Annotated in this window: 12 protein-coding genes and 1 riboswitch; of the genes, 11 read left to right on the forward strand and 1 reads right to left on the reverse strand. The window is 66.0% G+C overall.

From position 1 onward, the window contains the following. Nucleotides 1-3: 3 nt before the first annotated feature. Nucleotides 4-124, forward strand: a riboswitch (TPP riboswitch). Nucleotides 125-234: 110 nt separating this feature from the next. Beyond that, nucleotides 235-2,028, forward strand: a complete 1,794-nt coding sequence (gene thiC, locus Q1A36_RS13900; protein ID WP_299845152.1) for a phosphomethylpyrimidine synthase ThiC — start codon at nucleotides 235-237, stop codon at nucleotides 2,026-2,028. A 441-nt stretch (nucleotides 2,029-2,469) separates the two neighbouring features. On the opposite strand, the gene Q1A36_RS13905 is transcribed toward thiC, so the two are convergent. Beyond that, entirely contained in the window at nucleotides 2,470-3,171 is a 702-nt protein-coding gene (locus Q1A36_RS13905) for a rhomboid family intramembrane serine protease (protein ID WP_299845155.1), read from the reverse strand. 76 nt (nucleotides 3,172-3,247) lie between these two features. Here Q1A36_RS13905 and trpS point away from each other — a divergent pair, with 76 nt between their 5' ends. The 10 genes from trpS (at nucleotide 3,248) to nirD (ending at nucleotide 18,034) form a co-directional block, all read left to right on the forward strand. After that, nucleotides 3,248-4,270 (forward strand): tryptophan--tRNA ligase, encoded by a 1,023-nt coding sequence (gene trpS / locus Q1A36_RS13910; RefSeq protein ID WP_299845158.1) that lies wholly within the window; start codon nucleotides 3,248-3,250, stop codon nucleotides 4,268-4,270. Nucleotides 4,271-4,542: 272 nt separating this feature from the next. Beyond that, entirely contained in the window at nucleotides 4,543-6,228 is a 1,686-nt protein-coding gene (locus Q1A36_RS13915; RefSeq protein ID WP_299845161.1) for an NAD(P)H-dependent oxidoreductase subunit E, read from the forward strand. 1 nt (nucleotide 6,229) lies between these two features. Beyond that, complete coding sequence (gene fdhF, locus Q1A36_RS13920; RefSeq protein ID WP_299845164.1) at nucleotides 6,230-9,061, forward strand: formate dehydrogenase subunit alpha; 2,832 nt, start codon at nucleotides 6,230-6,232, stop codon at nucleotides 9,059-9,061. Between the two features lie 150 nt (nucleotides 9,062-9,211). Next, nucleotides 9,212-9,796, forward strand: coding sequence for an ANTAR domain-containing protein (locus tag Q1A36_RS13925; protein ID WP_299845167.1), 585 nt, complete (start codon nucleotides 9,212-9,214; stop codon nucleotides 9,794-9,796). Further along, on the forward strand, nucleotides 9,793-10,944 hold the full coding sequence (locus Q1A36_RS13930; protein WP_299845170.1) for a CmpA/NrtA family ABC transporter substrate-binding protein: 1,152 nt from the start codon (nucleotides 9,793-9,795) through the stop codon (nucleotides 10,942-10,944). The genes Q1A36_RS13925 and Q1A36_RS13930 overlap by 4 nt, the downstream gene beginning before the upstream one ends. A gap of 227 nt (nucleotides 10,945-11,171) precedes the next feature. Then, nucleotides 11,172-12,533 (forward strand): CmpA/NrtA family ABC transporter substrate-binding protein, encoded by a 1,362-nt coding sequence (locus tag Q1A36_RS13935; protein ID WP_299845173.1) that lies wholly within the window; start codon nucleotides 11,172-11,174, stop codon nucleotides 12,531-12,533. A 10-nt stretch (nucleotides 12,534-12,543) separates the two neighbouring features. Beyond that, nucleotides 12,544-13,614: an ABC transporter permease gene (locus Q1A36_RS13940; protein ID WP_299845176.1), complete on the forward strand. Its 1,071-nt coding sequence runs from the start codon at nucleotides 12,544-12,546 to the stop codon at nucleotides 13,612-13,614. Between the two features lie 3 nt (nucleotides 13,615-13,617). After that, nucleotides 13,618-15,261: a nitrate ABC transporter ATP-binding protein gene (locus Q1A36_RS13945; RefSeq protein ID WP_299845179.1), complete on the forward strand. Its 1,644-nt coding sequence runs from the start codon at nucleotides 13,618-13,620 to the stop codon at nucleotides 15,259-15,261. Continuing rightward, nucleotides 15,258-17,690, forward strand: coding sequence for a nitrite reductase large subunit NirB (gene nirB / locus Q1A36_RS13950; RefSeq protein WP_299845182.1), 2,433 nt, complete (start codon nucleotides 15,258-15,260; stop codon nucleotides 17,688-17,690). The genes Q1A36_RS13945 and nirB overlap by 4 nt, the downstream gene beginning before the upstream one ends. Next, nucleotides 17,690-18,034, forward strand: a complete 345-nt coding sequence (gene nirD, locus Q1A36_RS13955) for a nitrite reductase small subunit NirD (protein WP_299845185.1) — start codon at nucleotides 17,690-17,692, stop codon at nucleotides 18,032-18,034. Before nirB ends, nirD begins: the two co-directional genes overlap by 1 nt. The last annotated feature ends 2 nt before the right edge of the window (nucleotides 18,035-18,036 follow it).

The raw sequence follows: 18,036 nt of genomic DNA on the forward strand, positions 1-18,036 counted from the left end.
GCAGAACCCACGCAGGGGAGTCCCGCCTAAGGGGACTGAGAGGCTGACGGGGCAATGCCCGGTGATGCGACCCTTTGAACCTGACCCAGTTGATACTGGCGGAGGAAGCTAGGCGAGCAGACCGGGACCGTGAACCCGTCCCCTGCCCTGCCGACAGGGGGTCGCAAGGCCCCTGTTTCCCAAGCCGAACTCGATTGGTGTCCTTTTGAGCGAATGGCTTGAGGAGCACCGCGCATGAACATCCCCACCCCGAAGATCACCACCGACGAACTGCCCGCCTCGCGCAAGATCCATGTCCCCGGGGTGCAGCACCCGGACCTGCGCGTGCCGATGCGCGAGATCTCGGTGCATCCCACCGCCGGAGAGCCACCGCTGCCAGTCTATGACAGCTCGGGCCCCTATACCGACCCGGCGATCACGACCGACATCACCCGTGGCCTCGCCCCACTGCGGCAGGGCTGGATCGCGGCGCGCTGCGATGTCGAGGCCTATCACGGCCGCGCCGTCCGGCCCGAGGATAACGGCCATGTCACCGGCGATCGGCTGACCCCGGAATTCCCGGTCCGGCCCCGCCCCCTGCGCGCCACGGGTGGCAAGGCAGTGACCCAACTGGCTTATGCCCGCGCCGGGATCATCACGCCCGAGATGGAATTCGTCGCCATCCGTGAAAACCAGCTGCGCGACCCCGCCCCCTGCCATCGCGACGGTCAGGACTGGGGCGCCAGCATCCCCGATTACGTCACCCCCGAATTCGTCCGCGCCGAGATCGCGGCGGGCCGCGCCATCATCCCGGCCAATATCAACCACCCGGAATCCGAGCCGATGATCATCGGCCGGAACTTTCTGGTGAAGATCAACGCCAATATGGGCACCTCCGCCGTCACCTCCTCGATGGAGGAAGAGGTCGACAAGATGGTCTGGGCAATCCGCTGGGGGGCCGATACGGTCATGGATCTCTCGACCGGGCGCAACATCCACAACACCCGCGAGTGGATCATCCGCAACAGCCCGGTGCCGATCGGCACGGTGCCGATCTACCAGGCGCTGGAAAAGGTGAACGGCATCGCCGAGGACCTGACATGGGAGGTGTTCCGCGACACGCTGATCGAGCAGGCGGAACAGGGCGTCGACTATTTCACCATCCATGCCGGGTTGCGGCTGCATATGGTGCCGATGACCGTCAACCGCGTCACCGGCATCGTCTCGCGCGGCGGCTCGATCATGGCGAAATGGTGCCTGCACCATCACCGCGAAAGCTTCCTCTACGAGCATTTCGAGGAAATCTGCGACATCTGCCGCGCCTATGACGTGTCCTTCTCGCTTGGCGACGGCCTGCGCCCCGGCTCGATCGCCGACGCCAATGACGAAGCCCAGTTCGCCGAGCTGGAAACCCTTGGCGAGCTGACCAGGATCGCATGGGCCAAGGATTGCCAGGTGATGATCGAGGGGCCGGGGCATGTCGCCCTGCACAAGATCAAGGAGAACATGGAAAAGCAGCTGGAATGCTGCCACGAAGCGCCCTTCTATACGCTCGGGCCGCTGACCACCGATATCGCGCCCGGTTACGACCACATCACCAGCGGCATCGGCGCCGCCATGATCGGCTGGTTCGGCTGCGCCATGCTCTGCTATGTCACCCCAAAGGAGCATCTGGGCCTGCCCGACCGCGACGATGTGAAAACCGGCGTCATCACCTACAAGATCGCCGCCCATGCCGCCGACCTCGCCAAGGGCCTGCCCGGCGCCCAGCGCCGCGACGACGCCCTGTCCCGCGCCCGGTTCGAGTTCCGCTGGGAGGACCAGTTCAACCTGTCCCTCGACCCCGACACCGCCCGCAGCTTCCACGACCAGACCCTGCCGAAAGAGGCCCATAAGGTCGCACATTTCTGCTCGATGTGCGGGCCCAAGTTCTGCTCGATGCGGATATCGCATGACATTCGAGCGGAGGCTCAGAAGCAGGGGATGGAGGCGATGGCGGCGAAGTTCCGGGAAGGCGGGGAGGTTTATGTGACGGTGGGGGAGGGGTGAGGGGGGGTAGCGCCGGGGTGTGGGAGCGCCCCGGCGATCGCTTGGTTGTAGGAAGGGGGGGGGTATCAGTCCGCCAGATAATCTAGCACGGTGATGATTGTTCGTTGGTCTGGCCAAGCTGACCTTCGTGCTTTGCGCAGCGGAGGGCAGGTCCGGGTTCGGCCTGCCTGATGCAGTAAACGTAGGGTGGGGTTTCACCCCACCATCGCGGCGGATCGTGGTGGGTTGAAAACCCACCCTACAGCGAGCCCGTATCAGCCAGCATAGGATGCGTGCTCGCACGCATCCCTCCACCCCAACGAAGCCGCTCCCCTCCTGTGCACGCCCTGTGCACAACCTGTGCACCCTCGGTGCACGCCCTGTGCAGCCCATTCCCCAGAAATTGCTGGCCTCTCGGGCGCCTGCCGCCCGAAAACCCCCACGCAACGCGCGCTTGTTGCGTCAGCGCTGCCGCAACTGCCGCAGCGCCCGGCCGACGCCGCCATCGACCAGGAGGAAGGACAGCCCGAACCCGCAGGCAAAGCCCGCCAGCTCGGCGATCCAGCCATATCCGGCGTTGCCGAACAACAGCCCGAAGACCAGCTGGAACAGAAGCAGCATCCCGATCAGGGTGAAGGCCCGCATCCGGTTGGCATGGACCGCCGCAAGCCGGGTCCAGAGCAGGAAGGTAAAGGCCCCGACCAGCCCATAGACCGCCGGATAGCCGCCGATCAGCGGCCCGACGCGGCCATCGTAAGCCATTGCAAAAGCAGTATAAACCAGCGCCCCACCTATGGCAGAGCCGAAGAACAGCGCCAGCACCGCGACCGGGCGGAAATTGGCGGCGACCATGTTCCCCAGGGCCAGCGTGAAGACCACGACGAACAGCGCATGGGTAAAGCTGTAATGGACGAAGGGATAGGTCACGATCCGGTAGAGATGGCCGAAATCCACCGCGCCGATGGCCAGCATCCGCTCGATGAACTCCGGCACGAAGGCCGACCACTCGATCGCGTTCATGCGCAGGGCAATCCCCTGCTGCCCGCCGATCAGCCCGTATTGGCCCAGGCCAAAGACAAGTTCGCCCGCGATCATCGGCAGGGCCAGCACCCAGACCACCCAAGGCAACTGGTTGATCGGCGATTCAGTGGACCCGTGGCGCATGGAACTCTCCCGTGGTTGCGAAGCCGGCGGGCAAGGGCTAAGCGAAAGCGAAGCGAATTCCAAGCAGGCTTGAGCCATGACCACGACCCATACGCCCCGCATCTTCTCCGGCATCCAGCCCTCGGGCGGAATCACGCTGGGGAATTACCTTGGCGCGCTGAAGCGTTTCGTCTCGCTGCAGGAAACCGGGGTCGAGACGGTCTATTGCGTCGTCGACCTGCACGCGATCACCGTCTGGCAGGAACCGGAAACCCTGCGCCAGCAGACTCGCGAGGCGGCGGCGGCCTTCATGGCGGCGGGCGTCGATCCGGCGCGCTCGATCCTGTTCAACCAGAGCCAGGTCTCGGCCCATGCCGAGATGGCGTGGCTGTTCAATACCGTGGCGCGGGTCGGCTGGATGTACCGGATGACCCAATTCAAGGACAAGGCCGGCAAGAACAGCGAGAATGCCAGTCTTGGCCTGCTGGCCTATCCGGCGCTGATGGCCGCCGACATCCTGACCTATCACGCCACAGCCGTTCCGGTGGGCGATGACCAGAAGCAGCATCTGGAACTGACCCGCGACATCGCGGCCAAGTTCAACCACGATTATGGCACCGACTTCTTCCCGATCACCGAACCGCTGATCGAGGGCGTCGCCACGCGCGTCATGTCGCTGCGCGATGGTTCGAAGAAGATGTCGAAATCCGACCCGTCGGATGCGAGCCGCATCAATCTGACCGACGATGCCGATGCCATCGCCCAGAAGATCCGCAAGGCCCGCACCGATGCCGAGCCGCTGCCGGGCAACATGGACGGGCTGAAGGACCGGCCCGAGGCGCGCAATCTGGTCAACATCTATGCCGCGCTGTCGGACGAGACGCCGGACCAGGTGCTGGCCCGGTTCGAGGGCCAGGGTTTTGGCGCGTTCAAGCCCGCGCTGGCCGAGGTGGCGGTGGCCGCGCTGTCGCCGATCACCACGCGGATGAACCAGTTCATGGCCGACCCCGCCGAGATCGACCGCATCCTGGGCGACGGGGCCAACCGCGCCGATGCCATCGCCACGCCGATCCTTGATGCGACCAAGTCGATCATGGGCTTGATCAGTTCACGCAGGTGAAATATTATTTCCCTTAAGTTCTGACAACCGGCCCCCACCGCCGCCCTGCCGCTTGCCGCCCGCAACGGTCGCATCTGAACGGTCCATTCTGCCGAGCGGGCCTGATGGTGATGCCGGACCGGCCCGCGCGCGCCTTGCGGCCATGGTTCTGCGCAAGGGTGGCCGCGATCACGGCTTCGGGTATCGTCCCGGGCTGGACGCGCGGCGGTCATGGTGATCAGATGCGGCTATGCCAGCCGGCGCGGGAGGCGCGGGCCAGCGAGGGGGGAAGAATGGCTTTGGACCAACCGAAGGGCGTCTGGAAATCCGGTCGCGGCAAGGGGCGGCACACGCCCAAGGGCCGGCAGCTTGACGATCACGCCCTGGCCGAGGTGCGGACGCTTCTGGGCGATGATCCGCGCCGCCGCGACCTGCTGATCGAATACCTGCACCGGATTCAGGACAGCTACGGCTGCCTCACCTCCGGCCACCTGCGTGCCCTGGCCGACGAAATGCGGCTGGCGATGGCCGAGGTCTACGAGGTCGCAACCTTCTATGCCCATTTCGACGTGGTGAAGGAGGGCGAGACCCCGCCGCCCGCCTTGACCATACGCGTCTGCGACAGTCTCAGTTGTGAGCTGGCAGGGGCCGAGGCCCTGCGTGCGGCGCTGGAGAGTGGTCTCGATCCGGCCGAGGTCCGCGTGTTGCGCGCGCCCTGCATGGGCCGTTGCGACACTGCGCCGGTGCTGGAACTGGGCCATAACCATATCGACCATGCCACGCCCGACAAGGTCCGCGCCGCCATTTCGGCGGGTGACACCCATGCGCATATTCCGGATTACGAAACGCTCGATGCCTATCGCGCCGGCGGCGGCTATGCGGCGCTCGAGCGGTTGCGCAAGGGCGGGAACTGGGAAGAAGTGCAGCAGAGCCTGCTGGATGCCGGGCTGCGCGGCCTCGGTGGCGCGGGTTTCCCCTCGGGCAAGAAATGGGGCTTCGTCCGCGCCAATCCCGGCCCGCGTCTGATGGCGGTGAATGGCGACGAGGGCGAGCCGGGGACGATCAAGGACCGCCATTACCTTGAACGCACGCCGCATCTCTTCCTCGAAGGCATGCTGATCGCCGCTTGGGCGGTCGAGGCCGAGCGCGTCTATCTCTACATGCGCGACGAATACCCGGCGGTGCTGGAGATCCTGCGCCGCGAGATCGCCGCGCTGGAGGCAGCAGGCATCGCCTCGCCCGGGTATATCGACCTGCGCCGGGGTGCCGGCGCCTATATCTGCGGCGAGGAAAGCGCGATGATCGAATCGATCGAAGGCAAGCGCGGCATCCCCCGGAACCGCCCGCCCTTCGTCGCGCAGGTTGGCATCTTCGACCGGCCAACGCTGGTCCATAACGTCGAAACCCTCTACTGGATCGCCCGCATTTGCCGCGAGGGGCCGGAGGTGCTGAACGGCACCGAGAAGAATGGCCGGAAGGGGCTGCGCAGCTTCTCGGTCTCGGGTCGCGTCGCCAAGCCCGGGGTCTACCTCTTGCCAGCGGGATCGACCATCACCGACATCATCGCGTCGGCGGGCGGCATGGCCGAGGGGCATCGCTTCAAGGCCTATCAGCCGGGCGGGCCGTCCTCCGGCCTCTTGCCGGCCAGCATGGCGGATATTCCGATGGATTTCGACATGCTGCAACCGCATGGCAGCTTCATCGGCTCGGCCGCCGTGGTGGTCCTCTCGGATCAGGACAGCGCAAGGGCGGCGGCGCTGAACATGCTGCGCTTCTTCGAGGATGAAAGTTGCGGCCAGTGCACCCCGTGCCGGGTCGGCTGCGAGAAGGCGGTGAAGCTGATGCAGGCCGATCACTGGGACCAGCCGCTGCTGAAGGAACTGGCGGCGGTGATGATCGATGCCAGCATCTGCGGGCTTGGGCAGGCGGCGCCGAACCCGTTCCTGCTGACGATGAAACATTTCCCGGACGAGGTGTGACATGACCGAAGCCATCCGTTTCACCCTCGACGGGCAGGAAGTCAGTGCCGAACCCGGCCAGACCATCTGGGAGGTCGCGCATGGCCGCGGACTGAAAATCCCGCATCTCTGCCTGAAACCCGCCCCCGGCTATCGCCCCGACGGCAATTGCCGCGCCTGCATGGTCGAGATCGAGGGCGAGCGCACCCTTGCCGCCTCCTGCATCCGCACGCCGACCGCCGGCATGGTGGTCAAGACCGCCAGCGACCGGGCGCAAGCCTCGCGCCGGATGGTGATGGAGCTTCTGCTGACCGACCAGCCGCCGCATCACATCTCGCATGACAAGGCCGCGCCCTTCTGGGAGATGGCGGCCGAGAACGGCATCGAGACCAGCCGCTTTCCCAAGATGAACGCTGCGGCCGTCCCGCCCACCGACGCCAGCCACGTCGCGATGACGGTGAACCTTGACGCCTGCATCCAGTGCGGGCTTTGCGTCCGCGCCTGCCGCGAGGTGCAGGTAAATGACGTGATCGGCATGGCCTTCCGGGGCCATCATTCCTACCCGGTCTTCGACATGGACGACCCGATGGGCGACAGCACCTGCGTTGCCTGCGGCGAATGCGTGCAGGCCTGCCCCACGGGCGCGCTGATGCCGGCGAGCGTGCTGAACGCCGAACAGGTTGGCGACCGCGCCGATTTCGACAGCGAGACCGAAACCGTCTGCCCCTTCTGCGGGGTCGGCTGCAAGCTGAGCCTGAAGGTCAAGGATGGCGAGGTGAAATATGTGCAGGGCCTGAACGGTCCGGCCAACGAGAACCGGCTCTGCGTCAAGGGCCGCTTCGGCTATGACTACATCCATCACGGCCACCGTTTGACCAAGCCGCTGATCCGCCGCGCGGATGCGCCGGAAAAGGGGCTGAACGTCGATCCGATGAACTGGCAGACGCATTTCCGCGAGGCAGACTGGGACGAGGCCATGGCCTTTGCCGCCGGCGGGCTGGCGAAGCTGCGTCAGGCCCATGGCGGGCGGGCGGTTGCGGGCTTTGGCAGCGCCAAATGCACCAACGAGGAAGCCTATCTTTTCCAGAAGCTGATCCGGCAGGCCTTCCGACACAACAATGTCGATCACTGCACCCGGCTGTGTCACGCCTCCTCGGTCGCGGCGCTGATCGAGAATGTCGGTTCGGGCGCGGTCACGGCGACCTTCAACGAGATCGAGAATGCCGATGTTGCCATCGTCATCGGCGCCAACCCGGTCGAGAACCATCCCGTCGCCGCGACCTTCTTCAAGCAGTTCACCAAGCGCGGCGGCAAGCTGATCGTCATGGACCCGCGCGGTGTCGGGCTGCGCCGCCATGCCAGCCACATGCTGCAATTCCGTCCGGGCGCCGACGTGTCGATGCTGAACGCGATCATGCATGTGATCGTCGAGGAGGGGCTTTATGACGAGCAGTATATCCAAGCCTATACCGAGAACTGGGAGGCCGAGAAGGAACACCTGAAGGACTTCCCTCCCGAGGCCATGGCCGAGATCTGCGGCATCGAACCCGAGGTGCTGCGCGACGTGGCCCGCACCTTCGCCGGCGCCAAGGCGGCGATGATCTTCTGGGGCATGGGGGTTTCGCAGCATATCCACGGCACCGACAATTCCCGCTGCCTCATCAGCCTTGCGCTGATGTGCGGCCAGGTCGGGCGGCCGGGGACCGGGCTGCACCCGCTGCGCGGCCAGAACAACGTTCAGGGCGCCTCGGATGCAGGGCTGATCCCGATGTTCCTGCCCGATTACCGTTCGGTCGAGGATGTCGCCTTTCGCGACCATGTCATCGGCATCTGGGACCGCAGCCCTGCCCCGTCGCGCGATGGCGGCAAGCAGGCCGATGTGCCCAATGACTGGGCCAAGGAATGGTCCGACAAGCGTGGCCTGACCGTGACCGAGATCATCGACGAGGCCTATGACGGCAATATCAAGGGCATGTATATCCAGGGCGAGAACCCCGCCATGTCCGATCCCGACCTCGACCACGCCCGCGCGGCGCTGGCGCGGCTGGAGCATCTGGTGGTGCAAGACATCTTCCTGACTGAGACGGCGAACTATGCCGATGTGATCCTGCCGGCCTCGGCGCTCTATGAAAAGAATGGCACGGTCAGCAACACCAACCGGCAGGTCCAGCGCGTGCGTCCGGTTCTGCCACCGCCCGGCGAGGCGCGCGAGGATTGGCGCGTGACGGTCGAACTGGCGCAGCGATTGGGGCTGAACTGGGACTATGCCGATGTCTCGCAGGTCTATGACGAGATGGCCGAAACCATGCCGTCGCTCGACAACATCACCTGGGACCGGCTGAAGACGCAGACCGTCACTTATCCCTCGCTCTCGCCCGAGGATCCGGGTCAGGCAGTGGTCTTCGGCGACGGCTTCCCGCGTGCCGGTGGCCGGGCGAAGTTCACCCCCGCCGCCGTGCTGCCGCCGGACGAGGTGCCGGATGCCGAGTTCCCGATGATCATGACCACGGGCCGGCAACTCGAGCATTGGCATACCGGCTCGATGACCCGGCGCTCCAAGGTGCTGGACGGGGTAGAACCCGAGGCCAATGCCTCGCTGCACCCGAAGACCCTGCGCCGGCTGGGGGTCGAGGCGGGCGAGATGATCCGCCTGACCACGCGCCGGGGCAGCATCACCATCATGGCCCGCGCCGACCGCGCCGTGGCCGAGAACATGGTGTTCGTGCCCTTCGCCTATGTCGAGGCGGCGGCGAACATCCTGACCAACCCGGCGGTCGATCCCTATGGCAAGATCCCCGAGTTCAAGTTCTCGGCGGTCAGGGTCGAGCCGCTGCACCCGGCGACGGCAGAATAGCCCCGGGGCCGCGCCAGATTGGCGCGGCCCGTTTCACCTCTGCCCGTTTTCCCGGCAAACGCAGCCGGAGGCGGATAATTTTGCTGCACCGCCGCATCCTGCCCCGTGGTGATGCTTGACCTCGTCCCGGCAAGGGACCGTTCTGGCGCCATGACCCAGCCGCTGCGCATTCTTGTCATCCAGCACGACCCCGCCCGGGCCGACATGCTGACCGATGCCCTGCGCCAAGCCGGCGAGACCGAGGTGATGATCCTGCCCTCGGATTCCCGCCTCGCCAGCCGGATCAAGGAGCTTGGGCCGGACCTGGTGCTGATCGATCTGGCGAACCCGTCGCGCGATGCGCTGGAAGAACTGACGCTGGCCTCCTCGCCCGCCGACCGACCCGTAGCCATGTTCGTTGATCGCAGCGACCCGGCCCTGACCCGCGCCGCGGTCGAGGCCGGGGTCTCGGCCTATGTCGTCGACGGCATCCGGCCCGACCGCATCCGCGCCGTGCTGGACGCCGCGCTGGCGCGGTTCCACATGTTCCAGAAGCTGCGGACCGAGCTTGACGCCACCCGCGCCGCGCTGGAGCAGCGCAAGATCATCGACCGCGCCAAGGGCGTGCTGATGCGGGCACGCGGCATTTCCGAGGACGAAGCCTATGCGCTGATGCGCCGCGCCGCGATGGAGCGGGGCCGCAAGATCGCCGACGTGGCCGCCGCCATCGTCACCGCCTCGGAACTGTTGCAGTGACCCCGGCGCTGGAGATCGGCTTCATGCCGCTGGTCGATGCCGCGCCGCTGATCATCGCCCGCGACATGGGCTTTGCCGCGCAGGAGCGGCTGGATCTGGTGCTGCACCGCGCCGGCAACTGGTCGATGCTGCGCGATCTCTTGGATTTGGGCCGGGTGCAGGCGGCGCATATGCTCTCGCCGATGCCGGTCGCCCGCTCATTGGGGCTTGGCGGGGCCGGACCCGCAGTCGAGACACTGATGGTGCTGTCCATGAACGGGCAGGTGGTGGGCGTCTCGCCCGACCTCGCCCGCGACATGCGGGCGGTGCTGCCGGGTGCCGGCTTCGGCGATGCGGGGACGACCCGTCAGGCCCTGCGCGCTGCCCGGCCGGACGGTCTGCGCCTTGGGGTGCCCTTCCCCTTCTCGATGCATGCCGAATTACTGGACTATTGGCTCGGCCGGCAGGTGACGCTGGCAACCGTTCCGCCCCCCGACATGGCCGCCGCCATCGGCGCGGGCGATATCGAGGCCTTTTGCGTGGGCGAGCCCTGGGGTTCGCAGGCGGTGGAGTTGGGCGAGGCGGAACTGATCTTGCCGGGCGCCGCCATCTGGTCGCAGGCACCCGAGAAGGTGCTGGCCGTCCGGGCGGGCTGGGCCGAGGAAAATGCCGATCTGGCGGGCCGACTGATGCGTGCAGTCTGGCGGGCCGGGCAATGGCTGTCGCTGCCGCAGAATACCGATCTCGCCTCGGAACTGCTGTCCGCGCCCGATTGCCTCGGCGTTGATCCCGAAATCATCGACCGGGCGCTGACCGGGCAATTGCTGACCCGGCGCGGCGGCGAGTTGATCCGCTCGCCCGCGCTGCTCGAGTTTCATCACGGCGCGGCAAATTTCCCCTGGCGCTCTCAGGCCGCATGGATCGCGGGACGCATGGCCCGACGCTTTGGCCTCGATCGGCGCCGTGCGGCCCATGCGGCACAGGCGATCTGGCGCAGCGATCTCTACCGCCAGCACCTCGCCGATCTGGCGATTCTGCCCGCCGCCTCGTCCAAGCTGGAAGGCGCCTGCCCGATGCCGCAGGCCGTCGGCGCCACCCGCGCCTCGCTGATTCTGTCGGAAAACCGGTTCTTCGACGGCCTGATTTTTGATCCTTCCGCCGATAACTGACCAGATTTCGAGCAGATCGCTGCACCGCAGCATTCACCCCTTCCCCGCCGCTTGGCGATTCGCGCTGCCGCCCGCACTGTCAGGATAACGGAACAGCGCCGTTCCGCCCGACCCCATCGACCGGGGCCATAGGCAAAGCCGCCGATCCCTGACCGCGTCCCTCCCCCTTTCGCGCGGCCAAAGGTTCGGCGGCTTCTTTTTTTCGGCCCATCAGGATGGGAACAGACATGACACGCTTCGCCACGATCCTTCTTGCCAGCACCGCGCTTGCCAGCCCCGCGCTGGCCGAAATGCTGGATGTCGAGAAGGACGAACTGACCCTCGGCTTCATCAAGCTGACCGACATGGCCCCCCTCGCCATCGCCTATGAGAAGCATTTCTTCGAGGACGAGGGGCTTTATGTGACGCTGGAGCCGCAGGCCAACTGGAAGGTGCTGCTGGACCGGGTGATCTCGGGCGAGTTGGACGGCGCGCATATGCTGGCCGGGCAGCCGCTAGCCGCGACCATCGGCTATGGCACCAAGGCACATATCGTCACCCCCTTCTCGATGGACCTGAACGGCAACGCCATCACCGTCAGCAACGAGGTCTGGGCGGCGATGAAGCCGGCGATCCCGGTCGGCGCGGACGGCAAGCCCGAACATCCGGTCTCAGCCGCCGCGCTGAAGCCGGTGATCGAGGAGTTCCGGGCGCGCGGAGAGACCTTCAACATGGGCATGGTCTTCCCGGTATCGACCCATAACTACGAGCTGCGCTATTGGCTGGCGGCGGGCGGGATCAATCCGGGTTTCTACAGCCCCGAGGATGTCTCGGGCCAGATCAGCGCCGATGCCTTCCTGTCGGTCACACCGCCGCCGCAGATGCCCGCCACGCTCGAGGCCGGCACGATCAACGGCTATGCCGTGGGCGAGCCGTGGAACCAGCAGGCGGTGCTGAAGGGGATCGGCGTCCCGGTCATCACCGATATCGAGATCTGGAAGAACAATCCCGAGAAGGTCTTCGGTCTGACGGCGGACTTTGTCGAGGCGAACCCCAACACGACGCTGGCGCTGACCAAGGCGCTGATCCGCGCCGCCGAATGGCTGGACGCCGAGGGCAACGCCAACCGCGCCGAAGCGGTCGAGATCCTGTCGCGCTCCGAATATGTCGGTGCCGATGCCGAGGTCATCGCCAATTCGATGACCGGCAGCTTTGAATACGAGCCGGGCGACAGGCGCGCGGTGCCCGATTTCAACGTCTTCTTCCGCTACAACGCCACCTATCCCTTCTATTCCGACGCCATCTGGACCCTGACCCAGATGCGCCGCTGGGGGCAGATCGAGGCGGCCCAGCCCGATGGCTGGTATGCCGAGACGGCGGCAGCGGTCTACAAGCCCGCGATCTACCTGGAAGCCGCGCGGATGCTGGTCGACGAGGGGCTGGCCGACGCGGCCGACTTCCCCTGGGACAGCGACGGCTACAAGCCCGCCACGGCCGAGTTCATCGACGGCATCCCCTATGACGGCCGCACGCCCAACGCCTATCTGGACAGCCTGCCCATCGGGCTGAAGGCCGACCAGCGCGTCATCGGCCGCGACGTTCAGGGTTGAGGAGCATATCATGACCGCCATCGACCCCACCCGCCTCGACAGCCCCCGCCGCGCCCGCACGCTGAGCCGCATCAGCAAGGCCGATGGCTGGTTCAAGGTGCTTGGCCTGCCCTTCATGACGCCGCTTCTGCGCGCGATCATGGGCGACAGCCCGCGCGCCCAGATGAAACAGCTCTGGATCACGCTCTTCGTGCCGTTCCTGTCGATCCTCGCCTTCCTGATCCTCTGGGCAACGCTGGCGCCGCAGGTGCAGACCTCGCTTGGCGCGGTGCCCGGCCCGGTTCAGGTCTGGCAACAGGCCGTGACCCTGCATCAGGACGCCCTTCGCGAGGGCGAAAAGGAAGCCGCGTTCTACGACCGGCAGGACGAACGCAATGCCCGGCTGGTCGCTGAGGGGCAGGCCGCCAAGGTCAAGGAACGCGCCTATACCGGCAAGCCGACCTATTACCAGCAGATCGGCACCTCGATCAAAACCGTGTTCATGGGCTTCCTGATCGGCACGATGATCGCGGTTCCGCTAGGCATCGCCGCCGGTCTCTCGCCCACGGTCAATGCCGCGATCAACCCGCTGGTGCAGATCTTCAAGCCGGTCAGCCCGCTGGCCTGGCTGCCGATCGTGACCATGGTGGTCAGCGCGCTGTCAGCAGGCTCGGACGGGCTGTTCGCCAAAAGCTTCATCGTCTCGGCCATCACCGTCACGCTCTGCTCGCTCTGGCCGACGCTGATCAATACCTCGCTTGGCGTGGCCTCGATCGACCGCGATCTGGTGAATGTGGGGCGGGTGCTGAAGCTGTCGCCGCTGACCAAGGTGCGCCGGCTGGTCCTGCCCTCGGCCCTGCCGCTGATCTTCACCGGGCTGCGCCTGTCGCTCGGCGTGGGCTGGATGGTGTTGATCGCAGCCGAGATGCTGGCGCAGAACCCCGGCCTTGGGAAGTTTGTCTGGGACGAGTTCCAGAACGGCTCATCCGACAGCCTCGCCCGGATCATGGTCGCGGTGCTGACCATCGGCCTGATCGGCTTCCTGCTAGACCGGATGATGTTCGCCATCCAGCAACTCATCACCTTCTCGGACAAGAGGTAAGCCATGGCCGTCCTTGACCTCAAAGCCCTTGGCAAAAGCTATGGCGAGCAGCCGGTGCTGAGCGACATCAACCTCAGCGTGACAGAGGGCGAATTCGTCGCCATCCTCGGCTTCTCGGGCACCGGCAAGACCACGCTGATCAGCCTGATGGCCGGGCTGGAACTGCCCACGAGTGGCAGCGTCAGCTTTCGCGGCAAGCCGGTCACCGGGCCGGGGCCGGAACGCGGCGTGGTGTTCCAAAGCTATTCGCTGATGCCCTGGCTGACCGTCGCCGGCAATATCGCGCTGGCCGCCCGCGCCGCCCTGCCCCGGCTGACCAGGGCCGAGATCGACGCACGCGTGGCGAAATACATCGGCATGGTTGGCCTGTCCCACGCCGCCAGCCGCCGCCCGGCGGAACTGTCGGGCGGGATGCGCCAGCGGGTCGGCATCGCCCGCGCGCTGGCCATGGACCCGGATATCCTGCTGCTCGATGAGCCCCTCTCGGCGCTGGACGCGCTGACCCGCGCCAATCTGGCCGACGAGATCGAGGCGATCTGGCAGGCCGACCGCAAGACCGTGGTGCTGATCACCAATGACGTGGACGAGGCCATCGTGCTGGCCGATCGCATCCTCTGCCTTGATCCCGATGGCCGCATCGGCGCCGAGTTCCGCACCAGCCTGCCCCGTCCCCGCGACCGGGCGGCGATGAACCATGATCCGGCCTTCAAGAGCCTGCGCGCCGAGATCACCAGCCACCTGATCCGCGCCGGCGCGCAGGTCAGCGCCGAGCAGCGCCGCAGCCTGCCCAATGTCACCCCGCTGCACGCCCTGCCCCGCGCCTATGCCAAGTCCGCCGCCGCGCGGGCGGACGAGCGTTATCTGCAATTCTCGAAACTGCACAAGATCTATCCGACGCCCAAAGGCCAGCTGACCGTGGTCGAGGACGTGAACCTGACGCTGAAAAAGGGCGAGTTCGTGTCGCTGATCGGTCATTCCGGCTGCGGCAAGTCCACCGTGCTGACCATGGCGGCGGGGCTGAACCCGATCAGCAAGGGCGCGATCATCCTCGACGGCACCCATGTCGAGGGCGCCGACCCCGAGCGTGCGGTGGTCTTCCAGTCGCCCAGCCTCTTCCCCTGGTTGACCGCGCGGGAAAACGTCGCCATCGGCGTCGATCGCGTCTATCCGACAGCCAGCCGCGCCGAGCGGCAGGAGGTCGTGGAGTATTACCTCGAGCGCGTGGGTCTGGGCGATGCGATGCACCGGCCCGCATCGGACATGTCGAACGGCATGCGCCAGCGCGTCGGCATCGCCCGCGCCTTCGCCCTCTCGCCCAAGCTTCTGCTGCTCGATGAACCCTTCGGCATGCTCGACAGCCTGACCCGTTGGGAATTGCAGGAGGTGCTGATGGAGGTCTGGGACCGGACCAAGGTCACTGCCGTCTGCGTCACCCATGACGTGGACGAGGCGATCCTGCTGGCGGACCGGGTGGTGATGATGACCAACGGGCCAGAGGCCACCATCGGCAAGATCACCGAGGTGAGCCTGCCCCGCCCGCGCAGCCGCAAGGAGCTGCTGAAACACCCCGATTACTACGCCTATCGCGAGGAGATCATCGGTTTCCTCGAGGAATACGAACACGGTCACAAGAAGGAGGCCGCATGATGGAAAAGCTGGTCGTCATCGGCGCGGGCATGGCCTCGGGCCGGATGCTGGAGCATCTGACCGATGCGAATGCGCCCTATCAGATCACCCTCTTCAATGCCGAGCCACGCGGCAACTATAACCGCATCATGCTGTCGCCGGTGCTGTCGGGCGAAAAGACCTACGAGGACATCGTTACCCATGACGCGGACTGGTACCAGTCGCGCGGCATCACCACCCGCTTTGGCGAGCATGTCACCGGCATCGACTGCAAGCGCAAGATCGTCCACGGCCAGAACGGCGCGGTGCCCTATGACAAGCTGGTCATCGCAACGGGCTCGGCGCCCTTCATGATCCCGGTGGTGGGCCGCGACTTGCCCGGCGTCATCGCCTATCGCGATCTCGATGACACCAATGCCATGATCGCCGCCGCCCAGCCCGGTGCGGAAGCCGTGGTGATCGGTGGCGGGCTCTTGGGGCTCGAGGCCGCTGCCGGGTTGCAGATGCGCGGCATGAAAGTGACCGTCATTCACCTGATGGGCCACCTGATGGAACGCCAGCTTGATCCTTCCGCCGGCTACCTGCTGCAGAAGGCGCTGGAGGCACGCGGCATCAGGGTCCATTGCAAGGGCGCCACCAAGGCCATTCTCGGCGAGACCCATGCCGAGGCGGTGCTGCTGGAAGATGGCACCGTCTATGGCGCCGATCTGGTGGTGATGGCCGTGGGCATCCGCCCGGAAACCCGGCTGGCCGTCGATGCCCATCTCGAGGTCGAGCGCGGGATTACCGTCGATGACCAGTTGCGGACCTCGGACCCCTCGGTCTTTGCCCTTGGCGAATGCGTCGAGCATCGTCAGCAGCTTTTCGGTCTCGTCGCACCGCTTTACGATCAGGCGAAGGTGCTGGCGTCGACACTGATGGGCGAGGCTTCGGCCTTCCAGCCGGTGCAGACCGCGACCAAGCTGAAAGTGACCGGATGCGACCTGTTCAGCGCCGGTGATTTCGCCGATGGTCCGACGCGCGAGGATATCGTCTTCCGCGACCCCGGACGCGGCATCTACAAGCGGCTGGTGATCGAGGGCGACCGGCTGGTCGGCGCGGTCATGTATGGCGACACGGCGGATGGCAGCTGGTTCTTCGGTCTCATCAAGGACCAGACCGACATTTCCCAGATGCGCGAGACGCTGATCTTCGGCCCGGCCTTTCAGGGCGGGGGCTCCGTGGACCCTATGGCGGCCGTTGCAGCATTGCCGCCTGACGCAGAGATCTGCGGCTGCAACGGCGTCTGCAAGGGCAGGATCGTGGATGCCGTGCTGGGCGGTGCCGATACGCTGGACAAGCTGCGCGCCACCACCAAGGCCAGCGCCTCCTGCGGCACCTGCACCGGGCTGGTGCAACAGGTCATGGCGCTGACCCTTGGCGGCGACGTGGCCGAGGCCGCTGTCGGCATGTGTGGCTGCACCGATCTGGCGCATGAGGATGTGCGCAGACTGATCAAGGCCAAGGGGCTGAAATCCATGCCCGCCGTCATGCAGGACTGCGGCTGGACCACCCCCGATGGCTGCGCCAAGTGCCGCCCGGCGCTGAATTTCTACCTGCTGGCCGACTGGCCGCTGGACTATCACGACGACCGCCAGTCACGTTTCGTCAATGAACGCAACCACGCCAATATCCAGAAGGACGGCACCTATTCGGTGGTGCCGCGCATGTGGGGCGGCGTCACCACGCCCGCCGAGCTGCGCGCCATCGCCGATGCCGCCGAGAAATACAACGTGCCGATGGTCAAGGTCACGGGCGGTCAGCGCATCGACCTGTTGGGCGTGAAGAAAGAGGATCTGCCCGCCATGTGGGCCGATCTCAATGACGCGGGCATGGTTTCGGGCCACGCCTATGCCAAGGGGCTGCGCACGGTGAAGACCTGCGTTGGCAGCGAGTTCTGCCGCTTCGGCACGCAGGATTCGACGGGCCTCGGCATCCGGCTGGAAAAGCTGCTCTGGGGCAGTTGGACCCCGCACAAGGTCAAGCTGGGCGTCTCGGGCTGCCCGCGCAACTGCGCCGAGGCGACCTGCAAAGATGTGGGCGTCGTCTGCGTCGACAGCGGCTACCAGGTCAGCGTTTCGGGCGCGGCCGGGATGGAGGTGAAAGAGACCGAACTTCTCGTCACGGTCCCGACCGAGGACGAGGCCGTCGAGGTCATCACCGCCTTCATCCAGCTTTACCGCGAAAACGCCCGCTATCTGGACCGGGCGTGGAAATGGACCGCAAGGGTCGGCCTCGACTGGGTCAAGGCGCAGGTCGTCGATGATCCCGATCAGCGCCGCGCGCTGGTCGCGCGATTTGACCTCAGCCAGTCGGTCTATCGCAAGGACCCCTGGGCCGAACATGCCAAACCCGGCGCGCGCGACGAATTTTCGCCGCTGACCGATCTGCGACTGGAGGCTGCCGAATGATGGCGCAAGCAACCGAATGGCTGGACATCGCCGCGCTGAGTGACATTCCCCAACAGGGCGCGCGTCTCTTGCGCACCGGCGCGGGCTGCGTGGCGATCTTTCGCACCCATGACGACCGGGTCTTCGCGCTGGACGACCGCTGCCCGCACAAGGGCGGGCCGCTGTCCGAGGGCATCGTTGCCGGCCACACCATCACCTGCCCGCTGCACAACTGGGTCTTTGATCTGAACAGCGGTCAGGCGCAGGGCGCCGACGAAGGCGCCGTGCGCAGCTATGCCGCAAGGGTCGAGGGCGGGCGCGTGCTGGTCAGCACCGAGATGCTGACCCGCCGCAGTGCCGCCTGAAA

The organism is uncultured Paracoccus sp. (assembly GCF_947487305.1).
GTDB lineage: Bacteria > Pseudomonadota > Alphaproteobacteria > Rhodobacterales > Rhodobacteraceae > Paracoccus.